This is a genomic window from Streptomyces sp. MMG1121, from assembly GCF_001280015.1.
In the GTDB taxonomy this organism is placed as follows: Bacteria; Actinomycetota; Actinomycetes; order Streptomycetales; family Streptomycetaceae; genus Streptomyces.
Map to the genome: position 1 here is coordinate 21565 of NZ_LGDV01000229.1, position 11185 is coordinate 32749.

10 protein-coding genes and 2 pseudogenes are annotated in these 11185 nt (G+C 67.0%); 8 read left to right on the forward strand and 4 right to left on the reverse strand.

Features of this window, described 5'->3' with window-relative positions; all coding sequences use genetic code 11:
* Window positions 1-172: 172 nt before the first annotated feature.
* Window positions 173-1084 carry an EamA family transporter gene (locus tag ADK64_RS35230; protein ID WP_159046404.1) on the reverse strand — a complete coding sequence of 304 codons (912 nt, stop codon included), beginning with the start codon at window positions 1082-1084 and terminating at the stop codon, window positions 173-175.
* Window positions 1085-1263: 179 nt separating this feature from the next.
* Complete coding sequence (locus tag ADK64_RS43950; protein WP_078993021.1) at window positions 1264-1839, reverse strand: CGNR zinc finger domain-containing protein; 576 nt, start codon at window positions 1837-1839, stop codon at window positions 1264-1266.
* 704 nt (window positions 1840-2543) lie between these two features.
* Here ADK64_RS43950 and ADK64_RS35235 point away from each other — a divergent pair.
* From ADK64_RS35235 to ADK64_RS35250, 4 genes and pseudogenes are all read left to right on the forward strand, one after another.
* Complete coding sequence (locus tag ADK64_RS35235; RefSeq protein WP_078993022.1) at window positions 2544-3857, forward strand: MFS transporter; 1314 nt, start codon at window positions 2544-2546, stop codon at window positions 3855-3857.
* A gap of 121 nt (window positions 3858-3978) precedes the next feature.
* A pseudogene (locus ADK64_RS35240) lies at window positions 3979-4733 on the forward strand (transposase family protein).
* A gap of 199 nt (window positions 4734-4932) precedes the next feature.
* Window positions 4933-5382 carry a DUF4395 domain-containing protein gene (locus tag ADK64_RS35245; RefSeq protein ID WP_053665996.1) on the forward strand — a complete coding sequence of 150 codons (450 nt, stop codon included), beginning with the start codon at window positions 4933-4935 and terminating at the stop codon, window positions 5380-5382.
* Between the two features lie 7 nt (window positions 5383-5389).
* The gene (locus ADK64_RS35250) at window positions 5390-5818 is read left to right on the forward strand and encodes a thioredoxin family protein (protein WP_234384832.1); all 429 of its coding nucleotides are present in this window, start codon (window positions 5390-5392) and stop codon (window positions 5816-5818) included.
* On the opposite strand, the gene ADK64_RS35255 is transcribed toward ADK64_RS35250, so the two are convergent.
* Both ADK64_RS35255 and ADK64_RS35260 read right to left on the reverse strand, forming a co-directional pair.
* A complete protein-coding gene (locus ADK64_RS35255) occupies window positions 5819-6244 on the reverse strand; it encodes an AfsR/SARP family transcriptional regulator (RefSeq protein WP_078993024.1) in 426 nt (141 codons plus the stop codon).
* Window positions 6245-6693: 449 nt separating this feature from the next.
* On the reverse strand, window positions 6694-7278 hold the full coding sequence (locus ADK64_RS35260; RefSeq protein ID WP_234384834.1) for a tyrosine-type recombinase/integrase: 585 nt from the start codon (window positions 7276-7278) through the stop codon (window positions 6694-6696).
* Window positions 7279-7914: 636 nt separating this feature from the next.
* Here ADK64_RS35260 and ADK64_RS35265 point away from each other — a divergent pair.
* The 4 genes and pseudogenes from ADK64_RS35265 to ADK64_RS35280 all read left to right on the forward strand — a co-directional run.
* Entirely contained in the window at window positions 7915-8325 is a 411-nt protein-coding gene (locus ADK64_RS35265) for a peptidase inhibitor family I36 protein (protein WP_159046405.1), read from the forward strand.
* 172 nt (window positions 8326-8497) lie between these two features.
* Entirely contained in the window at window positions 8498-9274 is a 777-nt protein-coding gene (locus tag ADK64_RS35270; protein ID WP_053666002.1) for a hypothetical protein, read from the forward strand.
* A 36-nt stretch (window positions 9275-9310) separates the two neighbouring features.
* The gene (locus ADK64_RS35275) at window positions 9311-9697 is read left to right on the forward strand and encodes a hypothetical protein (RefSeq protein WP_159046406.1); all 387 of its coding nucleotides are present in this window, start codon (window positions 9311-9313) and stop codon (window positions 9695-9697) included.
* Between the two features lie 318 nt (window positions 9698-10015).
* A pseudogene (locus ADK64_RS35280) lies at window positions 10016-10950 on the forward strand (IS3 family transposase); the annotation flags it as partial.
* Window positions 10951-11185 lie beyond the last annotated feature (235 nt).

Consider the following 11185-nt stretch of genomic DNA (forward strand, 5'->3'; position numbering starts at 1 on the left):
CCGCTCAGCAAGCGGTGTGCGTCAGCGGTCACCACCTGCCGCAGGGAGGCAGCGGAACAGGCCGAGTCGGCGAGGACGTCCAAGGTCCCGGTTTCGTCCTCCAGCAGGTGCACGGAGACGGTGACTTCACGATGTTCGCCTGCTGCCGCCGGCCGCAGGGTGACGGCGGTGATCAGGTCGGCGGTATTCCCGTACTGCGGTGTCCGCCCTGCTGTGCCGTGGCCTGTGCCACGCCGCCGCTCGTCACCACGACCGTGACGCCGACGGTGATCAGCAGGAGCCCGGATACGGTCGCGGGCTTGATGCCCTGCCCCATGAACCACCACGCGGCGAGCGCCGCCACGGGGGTCTCCAGCAGGAGCAGGACGGTCATTGACGTCGCCGATGTCCCGCAGAGGGCGAAGTTCAGCGAGCCGATCCCCAGAATCCGGGGAAGGACGAGCAGCCCGAGCAGCGACGGTTGCGTGGATCTGCCGAAACCCGTCAAGGGACGCGGACCAGCCGGCAGACGGCGCGGAGTTCCAGACCGCGGACCAGCGAAGTGAACGCCGAATACAGCGGTGTGCTCACATCCGTACCCGACGGTTCGCTCAGCGCGGTGCACCCGGCCTGGGGCGATGGCCCCGACGAGGGCGAGCAGGACCCCCAACAGCGCCGTAGCGCCGGACCTGATGTCGAAACCGCCCGTCGCGGCCGCTCCCACCACGCAGAGCGCGAGACCGCCCATGTCGGCGGGACGTCTGGACGCCGGGACGCCCGGAACGCCCTGACCCGCGGCGATCAGGGCCTGCCAGACGGGCTGGGTGGCGACGAGTGCCGTGGAGATGACGACCGAGGTCAGCCGGGTGCTGGTCATGGAGGGCGCGAAGTGGAGAGCGAGCGCCGTGACCGCGAGGAAGCCGGAGACCAGAGACCGCCACTGCTCCCGGCGCAGGATGCCACGCTCGCCGCGAGCGACGCGCACCACCTCACGACGGCGCAGTAACAGCAGGAGAGACCCGAGTACGGCGAAGCCCAGGCAGTTGCGCCACAAGGCGGATGAGGTCTTCGGCAGGGGCAGGATCAACGACGCACGACGCGACAAGGACGCGTCCAAACCGGCGACGCCGACAAGAAGAGCCCCTCCACGAGGCCCTGGGCATCACCATCACGTACGCGGCCCACTGTGGTCAGGCCGACGCCGGCCTGGTGGACAGCATTACCCCGGCCCAAGACGACCGTGCGGGCCTCGCCGCTGAAGCCGCGACGCGTGAGGGACGGTGTTCAGCTGGCGAGGTTTGAGTTTTGGCGCTTATTAGCGAGGAAGCGCGCCTTTTTCTCGCGATTCCCACAGGTATTCATCTCGCACCATCTGCGCGTGGCGCCTCGGCTGGCGTCGAAGAACGCGGCTCGACATGTCGGCGATGCACACAAGGCCATCTTTCCTTCACGTTCTCCAGAGATGATGTTGATCGCATCAGCGGCGATCACACTGAGCGCGTCTTCGACGGAAGTGGACCCCAGCCGCCACTCCTGGCTTCCCTCGGACGTCAAGATTACCGAGGCCAGACCGCCAGTACTGAAGTCATTGATGACTTGGACAGCTGAAGGAGGCGGAAGAGTCCGATTTGCGACGGCGGTAGCGGCTGCGTGAATTGATTCACGCAGTTCTCGAGCGTGGACGAGCTGAGATTCGCTGCAGGAATCGACCACGAGCCCATTGACTGCCAACCAGTCCACGAGCCGATGCGGGACAGGAATACGCTCCACTGGTTCGCCGCAACGCTCCGTCAGAGTCGCCGTGAAGCTGGTCGCCAGGACCTTGCCAAGACGGAACTCAGGGAAATGCTTGACGGGCATGGAACCACCTTAGCCGGTTGCCATCTGGAGGGCAAGAGCTAGAACCATCATGGTCGGTTCCATGGCGGCTCGCAGATCTCATGACCCTCATCCACAGTCAGCGTTGGGCGCCAAGGGGCCCTGGCCGCCCCCCTCAGTGCGAGGTAATCGCCACCAGCACTGGGCTCCTGCGGACCCCACCCGCGGTGTGGTGACACCTGCGCCCGGTTCAGCGGGTTCGGTATCGAAATCGCCATCGCGCGCCGCTGCCTGAGCGAGGCCATCGAAGTCCTGGCCATGCCGACGCCATACAGACCCGGGCCGGCCCTTCGTGATCCTGGGCAGGCTCGCTGCTGTCGAGCGCCCGGATCGCCGCCGGCCGCCGTGAAGCCAGTCGTTGGCACATCGCTCAGGGCGAACCCTGGAGCGAGCCAGGAACCAGCTTGGCCGGTTGTCTCCAGAAGCGCAGACTGGTAGAACCGCCTTAGCTGGTTCCACATCAACTCGGAGATTCCATGGCGCCCTCCAAGGTCAGCGTTGAGCGCCCGGCCGTCAGCTGCGACCACCCGGCACGGAGCGGTCACCAGCGCTGTGCGGCTGACGCACACCACACCAGAGTCAGAGGTAGAAGACGACGGTGGATTTGACGGTCCTGCCGGGCTTCATTGCAGTCACCCTGCCCCTCCTGCAATCGCCGCAGAAAGCCAACTGAGACGAGGTCTCCCATGACCGGAACTGTCCTTGTTCCAGCGCGGTCCACCACCGTGTCGAAGAAGATCCTCTTCCCTCTGCTCTTCATACCCATGTTTCTCGGCGGCGTGGACTCCACGCTGTTCAACTCCATCGCCCACGACCTGCCCGTGCTGACCGATTCGTGGCGCCTGTGGTTCATCGACGGGTACACGATCGCCCTTGCCTCGAGTGTTGTTCTCGGGTCGCGCCTGGGCGCACGGATTGGCCCTGGCGTGACGTTGGCGACCGGGCTTTTCGTGTTTGCGATCGCAGGAGCCAGTCCTGCCCTGCTGGATTCGTCAGCGACGTGGACAGCAACTCGGTTCATACAAGGCTTTGGCTACGCATTGATCGTTTCCAGCGTTGCCTCGGTCATTGGCGGGCTGTCTGAAACCGCAGAGCGCACACTGGGCTACTCCCTGTGGATCACCACGTACAGCATCGGAGCCGGTGCAGGACCATTGATCGGCCGAGCGTTCGTCGACAGGGGCGCATACACTCTGCTGTTCTGGCTGCCAGCCACAATCGCTCTGGCATGCGGGGCACTTGCGACACTGCTGTTGCGCGACGTCAGTCTGGGACAGGCCTCGTCGACCAAGGTCGATGTCGCCTCCTCAGCCCTGGCTTTTCTTGGCTTCGGACTCTTCGTGGCCGGTCTGCAGAGTCATGTCGCGGCATCCGGGCGAGTACTGGCGACCGTCGCCGGATGTGCCGTCCTGGCGGTCTTTTGCATGCGGCAACTCCACTCTCGTGATCCGCTCATCGATGTACGGATGCTCAGCTTCTCCCGTCTGGGCGCCTGTTCACTCGCACTGGTCGTCAGTTCTGCGTGCTACACAGGATCGGTTTTCCTCTTCAGCACAGAGGCCGATTCGCTGCTGTCCGTCCTGCCGGTTTCCGTTCTGGCACTGTGGGTATCGCTCGGAGGATTCTCTTTCCATAAACTGCAGTCCCGGTTCACCCCGGTTCACATGCTGCAGGCCAGCTTGGCCACGTGCGCTCTCGGCCTCGTAATAGCCGCTTTTGTCGGGTTGTGGCCGGCCAGCCTCTTGATCGGTCTGGGCGTGGGCGTCTCCATGGCATCCGGAGACGCCTACCTGCTGGGGAGCGTTCCACCCAAGGATGTTGCACGCGCTGCGGCGCTCCAGGAGACCAGCCTCGCGGTAGGCGCAGCTCTGGGCGTGGCCGGATTCGGTGGCGTTTTCGCCGCTACCAGCTCGGTCGTAGGAACGGCCGTCATCGCCGCGGTCATAGTTGCCATCGTCGTATGGACGCTTCACTACAATCGCGGCGTTTTCAAGGCATAGCCAGGCTGAGCCCGTTTCAATCTGAGGTCGGCGCTGTGGAGTTGGGCTGCTGTGCAACATGACGAAGCTCCTGGTGGACGGGTTCTCGACCAAGATCGCCCGTGTCCGTCAGGAGCTTCGCGTGCTCGTCTACCCGTCGTCGATCGGTCTGTCCGGCTGCACTCTGCGCTTCCTGGCCCGGCACCTCCGTTCCCGACGCCTGGAGATCGGGACCCGGTGGCGACGCCTCACGGCCGGCCGACAGGCCCTTCTCACCCTGGCCCACCTGCGGTGCGGCGATGCCTACGCCCAGCTCGCCGCCGGGTTCCGCATCGGCATCGCGACGGTGTACCGCTGCCTATGTGAGGCCGTCGACCTCCTGGCCGTCCTCGCCCCGTCACTCACCGAGGCGACGAGGCCGGCGCGGATGAAGGCGTTCGCGCGGCTGGACGGCACCCTGCTGCCGATCGACCGGATCGCCGCCGACACCCCGTACTGCTCGGGCGAGCACAAGCGTCACGGCATGAACGTCCAGGTCCTCACCGATCCATGCGGCCCACTGCTGTGGGCATCCCCGGCGCTGCCCGGCTCCACCCACGATCTCACCGCCGCGAGGACGCACGGGATCGTCGGCGCGCTCGCCGATGCGGGGCTGAAGTGCTGGACGGACAAGGCTGCCAGGGCGCTGGCCGTCACGTCCGCGTGCCGTTCCGGGGCCCTCGGCTCAAGCGATGGAAGCGACGCCACAACAGCAGCCACGCCAAGATCCGCTGCCTCGTCGAGCAGGCCATGGCCGTCCTCACGGGCTGGCGCCTGCTCCGAAAACTCCGCTGCAGCCCCAACCGCACCACCGAGAACGTGAAGGTCGTCCTCAGCCTTCAACTCGCCTCGACCTGAGGTTGGAAAAGCCTCCGCGTGTCCGGCAGGTGGGCGGTGATTGACCGTGGTGGGGGCGGCTGCTGCAATGACGGCATGTTCTCCGTGACGTTCCTGGTGATCAGGGCGCACATCGACTTCGGTCGGGTGTGGTCCGCCGCGTGTCGCTGACCGCGCGCCCGCTTCGTCAGAATCCGTCCGTACCGTCCCGGAGTCCTTCATGCCCGACCCCACCCCCGGTGTGCCTGTCCGCGTCGACCCGCGTGGGCCTCGCTTCGCCGCCGTGCTCACGACCCTCGTGCTGCTGCTGGTCCTGGTCACCGGCAGCGGTGTGCTGCTCGCGGCGCAGGCCATCGTCTTCGCCCTTGGCGCGGTAGTGGGGCTGCGCTGGTCCCCGTACGGCTGGCTCTACCGTCGGCTGGTGCGTCCCCGTCTCGGACCGCCGCAGGAGCTCGAGGACGAGCGGCCGCCTCGGTTCGCGCAGGCGGTCGGCCTGGGATTCACTGTCGCCGGGGCGGCGGGTTACCTGTCCGGTGCCACCTGGCTCGGCATCGCCGCGAGCGCGGCGGCGCTCGCGGCAGCCTTCCTCAATGCCACCTTCGGCTACTGCCTGGGCTGCGAGCTCTATCTGCTCGCGGTCCGCAGCCGGGCCCGGCTGAGCCACGGGTGAGGTGACCGTGAGCGATCCGATCGGATTGGTCGTGGCCGCCGTCGTGCTGGTGGCCGCGACCGTCTTCGGGCTGGTCCGTGCCCGTCGTGACGGCAGGCTGCGCAGCGGCGGACGGGGCGACGGGCTGCGGTTGTCCTCCGGTGAGCTGGGTGTGGCACTCGGCGAGCGGGCGACGCTGGTGCAGTTCTCGACAGCTCTCTGCGCGACCTGCCCCGGCACCCGGCGAATGCTGGCCGGAGTGGCCGCCGAGACGCCTGGCGTGCACCATGTGGAGATCGACGCCGAGACGCGGCTGGACCTGGTCCGTCGCGTCGAGGTGATGCGCACGCCGACGGTGCTCGTTCTCGACCGGGCCGGTCGGGTCGTGCGCCGCGCCTCCGGGGCGCCGGCCCGGGCCGATGTGGTGTCGGCGGTGGAGCTGGCCACGGCGGACTGATCATCGAGTCTGGCGGGTCCGGGGTGTGTTGAGGGCTTGGGTGGCCGGCTCGGGTTCGAGGCCGAGGTCGCTGAGGTGTCTTGCCAGGCGGGTGTAGGTGTGCCGGGCCGCGTCGTTGCGCCCGCAGGCCTGGTAGAGGCGGATGGCGTGTTGGGCGAGGCGTTCGTGGTCGGGGTGGATGGCGCCCAGGTGTTCCAGCAGTGTCAGAACGGCATCCCGCTCGCGCGGTGAGGCCTCGACTTGCTCGGCTTGGCGGGCCAGGCGGAGGGCGGCGTCGGTGGCCTTCATGCCGAGGTGTTCGCGTACGGTGTCGGCCCATAGGTAGCCGCCGCCCTGAGCGAAGGGGCCGCGGTAGTGGGCCAGGGCGGCACCCACCGCGGCCAAAGCAGCACTCAGGCACTCACCCCCGGCGGAGGCCACTGACATCGTCACGACGAGCGAATCTCCGCAGGTCACAGAGGGTACGTCACGACCAGCCCTTGATGGTGGCTCCTGCCCAGGACTCGAACCTGCGGCCAAGCGATCGGTCTACCGCTTCAACTGGACGACCGTCTGGATCACCAGCTGCCCAGCCCGACCACTGGCTTCCCTCGTTCCCATGTTCCGGGTCCCCCGATAGCACCCTGCCCCCGTGCACAATCACCCGGGAACTCCCAGGAAACCGCAGGTACGGGCGGGCACTCCAGCCGGACACACCAAGACCCCGACCAGGTCGTTTTCCCTGGTCAGGGCCAAGATGGCAGACGAGTCGGGCTGTACGCCGGGTTCTGTTCCGCTCAGGGAGCGATCATGCTCTGACCTGCATGTTTACGGACATCAGGCGGCTGTTTCAGCCCTCTGGGACTTCTCAGGGACTTTCAGCCGAGGTCCGTGAACTAGGCCTCGATGGCGGAGAGGCCACGTGCGCCGACCTGCGGCATGAAGTGCGTGTACGTCCGGAGCGTGAACGCCGGGTCGGAGTGCCCCAGCCATTTCGCCAGCGACACGATCGACTCACCGGCTTCGAGCATCACCGAGGCGTACGTATGGCGCAAGACGTGGAAGCCGTGCTCGCGGCTCGGCTCCCATACGCGCGACGGCTTCTCCCCCGGCTGCCGCTCGGGCAGCGGCGGGATGACTCCCACGTCGGCGAGCGCGGGCTTCCACGCCTTGGTGTTCCAGGTGGTGCGGTTGATCGCGCCGCGCCGCCCGGTATACACGAGCAGCGGGACGGTGACCTTGCGCCGATCCTCGCGCGCGAGGTCGGGCTCCTCGGGGTCCAGCCACGGCAGGGTGACGTCGAGCGGTTCGAAGCGTTCCTGGTGAGTGAGCAGCCGCTTCGCGAGCACCTTCGGCAGAGGAACGTCGCGTTCCTTGCCGCCTTTGGGCGGTCCGAAGTACAGCTGCGACTTGTACATGAGGATCTGCCGCTCTATGTGCACGAAGTCGCCACGGATGTCATCCGGACTGAAGCCGAACACCTCCCCCTGCCGGAGTCCGCATCGACGCCGAGGTCGAGCATGATCCGGTAGCGGTCGGCGAGTGCCTCCCGTACGGCGTCGACACGATCCTGCTCCCAGGCAGCGCCGCGAACAACTCCCTGCTGTCTTCGAACGCCGCTTGTGCCTGTGCGAGGTTGCGGTGGCGTAGTTCAAGCTGGCGAGGAAGGGCTGAATCGGGCCACCCCTGGCAGCACGCAGCGGTACCCTCGCACCCCCTCCGCTTCACAGGAGTCACACAGATACCTCCTGGGTTGCGCACTTGAGCACCGCATTCCGGATGGCCCTCGCTGCCGGAGTTGCTTTCAGGCCGGGACGGCATAGCTCCTGCCCTGGCCTCTTGACCGGCATGTTCGTGCCGCGTCTAGAGTGGCCGGGCCGTGGGCGAATGGACCAGACCAACCATCCGCCCGTCGGCTTGTCGTTGCGCGTCGGGGGGCGCGTCTATGTACTGATCCGCCTCCCGGACGCGTTCGCTCCAAGGAGGGGGAAGCTCTTTGCGTTTCACCAGATCCGCCGCCGCGACCGCTGCCACCGCCGCAGCCCTCGCCGCCGGCGTTCTCACCGCAGCACCCGCCTACGCCGGAACCCCATACGTGCACAAGGACTGCACGTCCAGTGACACGGGCCATAGAACCACTGTTTCCGGATCCACTACAACTCGCGGTCGGAGACCACGACTCAGTCGGACAGCGCTGCTTCGCGACCCGTCGTAACCGCTCCAGTGAGTTCGGCTACACGGTGAACGGGGGCGCGGTCGTGGTCCGGTTCGTCTTCGAGGACTTCCCCTCTGACGCGTTCGGTGGGATGCCTTTCCCGTGCGGTCACTACAAGGGGGACGGCGACGGGCAGGGCGTGGAAAACAATGCCGCGTCCGCGTGGAACCAGGACCCCTATGCCGCGTACTCGGTGTATTCCGAGGACGGCTACAGCGGGGAGAACCAGTGGTATCCCAAGGCCGACGGCTACGCCCGGAACCTGAGCTCCGGAATCAAGAACCACAACGGTTCTCACAAGAGGTATGCCTGATGCGACAGACCCGACCCCTCGTGCTCGCCGCCACCGGCGCGGTCCTCGCCCTCACGGCGGCCTGCGGCGCCAACTCGGCCGCCGACAAGAGTGCTGGAAGCCAGCAGAAGATGAAGACGGTGGCGATGCAGCTGCCGGAGCGAAGGTCCGCGCCAGCTGGCCCAAGCAGGACGTGGCCTCCGGACTGGCCAAGGGCATGCGGCTTCCCCCGGAGAAGTACATGCTGGGCTATCCCGACATGGTGGACATCGAGAACGCCAAGGATGTCGTCAAGTCGGCGTGTATGAAACGACTCGGGTTCTCCTATACGCCCAAACTGATGGGCACGCAGCCGGCGGCCTCCTACAACGAGATGAACATGGAACGCCGCTACGGCATCACCGACCCCGCGAAGGCGGCGGCCCACGGGTTCGCGGTGGCCCAGGACACCGGCGGGCCGAGCCAGGCGGACCAGGATGCCGAACTCGCGCGAGAAGACCAGGAGTCCTCGGCCGAAGGCTGGGACAAGGCGATGAACGAGACATGCATCCCCGAGGCCAACCAGAAGGTGGGCGTGCTGTTTCCCACCGACACCGCCGGAGACCTCGCCGGGCAGTCCCTCAAGGCCAGCCGCTCCCAGCCGGCGGTGCAGCGCGCCCTCGCGTCCTGGTCCTCCTGCATGGCAGGCCACGGACACCAGGTGAAGAACCTGGACGACGCCGAGGGCCGGTTCACCCAGCCCGGCAGGACGGGGGCTCAGCCTGAGAAGGCACAGGTATTGATGGCCACCGACGACGTCGCCTGCAAGAGCACCGCCGGGCTGGTGCCCACCTGGTACACGGCGGAAACCGCCTACCAGAACAAGCAGATCACGTCGCACAAACAGCAGCTGGAGGCTGCGAAGACCCGCGATGCCCTGCTGCTCAAGAAGGCACGTGCCGTCCTGGCAAGCGTCAGCACGGCACGCTGAGCCGTCCTGCCGTCAAATATCAGAGGAGACGTGGTGGTGGCCAGGAGAACTGTCATTGGCTGGATCATGGCTGCCGCCGTCGTCTTCGGGGCGGCAGCCGGGCTCGCGCACCGCATGAATGCCGACACCCAGCCGGACACCGGCTCGCCGAAGTCCGTGAAGATCACGGACTCCGGCGTCCGGTACGAGCACGGCAAGCAGGTGTTCAGCGCCGACTACGCCATCCACAACGACGAGGAACACACGGTCACTTACACGGTGGTCTTCGACTTCGAGAACGGGACCACCCAGACCGTGACCAGGCGTATCGGGCCCGGCATGTCCGTGCAGGGAACGGTCAGCACACCGTTCGAGAAGCTACGTCCCTCGGCCGAGGGCACGCCCTCCGAGGTGCGCGTCGCCGACGTCAGCACCTCAGAGTGATCCACAACCCGCGCACCGTCCTCGCCGAGACCGGCAACCAGCAATAGGGGACCGTTACCGGCCCCCTGAGTCGACCGCCTTGCCCCGCGCTCCTCCCGACCGGGGCAAGGCGGTTTCTGGAACCGGCCCGAAAACCTCAAGCTACCGCCCCTGTGTTTCGTCCTTGCGCGCCCATGGACGGGTCAGACCATGCCCGCAGACCAGGACACGGGACATCCCATCGCACCAGAAATTCGGGGAACTTCTTTGAGATCCAAAAGACGATCACCCATACCATTGGCCGTCCTTGCGGCGTGTACGGCGCTGATGGGCGGCCACATCCTGCGCCGGGCGGCCAAGTATTTTGCGGGCGAGACGAACTGGTGAGCCGCTTCGAGTTCGTTGCCGACCATCGCGACGCCTTCGGCGTGAAGCGGCTCTGCACCGTGCTGAATCTGTCCCGGTCCGGGTTCTACCGGTGGCTGAAGACCGCCCCGGCGCGGGCCGCGAAGAAGGCCGCCGACGCCGCGCTCACCCGGCGGATACGCAAGATCCACACAGAGTCCGGGAAGACGTACGGTGCCAAGCGGATCACCGCCGAGCTCCGCGAGGGCGGTGCGATGGTGAACCGCAAGCGCGTCGAGCGGCTCATGCGCCAACACGGCATCCAGGGACTGAGGTTGAAGCGGCGACACCGCACCACGGTCCCGGACCCCGCCGCCCAGGCGGTGTCCGATCTGCTGCGGCGCAACTTCACCGCATCCGCCCCCGACCGGGCCTGGGTCGGCGACATCACCTACCTGCCGATCGCCGACGGGAAGTTCCTGTACCTGGCCACCGTCATCGACGTGTTCTCCCGTAGCCTGCTGGGCTGGTCGATGGCCGATCACATGCGGGCCGAGCTCGTCACCGACGCGCTCAATGCGGCCGTCCGCACGCGCGACGGCCGGGTGGACGGCGTCATCTTCCACAGCGATCACGGGGCTCAGTACGGGTCGCAGGCGTTCGCCCACGCCTGCCACCAGGCCGGGATCCTCCGATCCATGGGAGCCGTCGGCACCTCCGCGGACAACGCCGCCGCGGAGTCGTTCTTCGCCTCGCTCAAGCGGGAGATCCTCCCCGGCCGGCGCGGCTGGCCGACCGCACGAGCCGCCCGCCTCGCAGTCTTCCGCTGGCTCGGCTTCTACAACCACCAGCGCAGGCACTCCACGATCGGCTACCTCGCGCCGGTCGCCTTCGAACGGAGATCAACTACGCTGGCCATCGCTGCATGACAACCGGTGTCCACGATCAAGGTGGAAGCCCCCTACCGCCTCCAGCGCATGCCGTGATCACAGTTCGGTAGGGCCCCAGGTAACGGTGCCAGCGCGAGGGAGCGGGCCTGGGGTCGGCCTGCCGGAACCCTGCCAAGGGGTCACGGCGCGGCCGACCTCGGCCTTGTGCCCGGGTCGTCAGACCATGGTCGACGCCGGGGGTGTCCAGCGGTGAGTGCGGGACTGCTGGGAGCGG